Source organism: Salinimicrobium oceani, assembly GCF_012037645.1.
In genome coordinates, this window is the sequence record NZ_JAAVJR010000486.1 from 1 (window position 1) to 488 (window position 488).

At 41.2% G+C, this 488-nt stretch carries 1 protein-coding gene and 1 pseudogene; one reads left to right on the forward strand and one right to left on the reverse strand.

The window, feature by feature from the left end:
- Window positions 1–288 (reverse strand): annotated as a pseudogene (locus HC175_RS24370) (lipopolysaccharide kinase InaA family protein); the annotation flags it as partial.
- Here HC175_RS24370 and HC175_RS24375 point away from each other — a divergent pair.
- Window positions 289–488 (forward strand): hypothetical protein (locus tag HC175_RS24375; protein WP_235942670.1); only part of this gene is annotated, 200 nt, incomplete at its 3' end.

Consider the following 488-nt stretch of genomic DNA (forward strand, 5'->3'; position numbering starts at 1 on the left):
GTCAACAAGAAAGAATTTATAACCTTTCTTCTTCCGCTGGATCAACGTGTTCCCGGGAGAATGGTCCAGGAATTCCACTCCTTTTTCATGCAATTCAAAAGTAAACCTTGTAAATGCCCTTATGATCTCTTCTCTTAGAGGATATTCGGGTTGTTGAACAAGATCACGATACCTGAGATCATACGGCAAATGTTCTGTCACGTAGAAGCTGTTTTTAAAAAAAAGAGGTGATTTTTCTACGGCGTATGCTACAGGAAAAGGCGTGTGAAGCCCTTTCTTTAACAGGAGATGGGCATATTCGAAAGACCTCTCAGCCTTCGATTTTCTAAAAAACCGGTAAACGACCCGGTTAACGGGATTGGGAACCTTAAAAGATTTTACATTAAGTTGAATTTCTCCATAAGAAAAAATTTTGATCCTGTTTCTCGCCCCCGACCCCAGCAACGTACCTTCGCTATCGAAATTCTGAAGCAGCATGTCAATCTGCT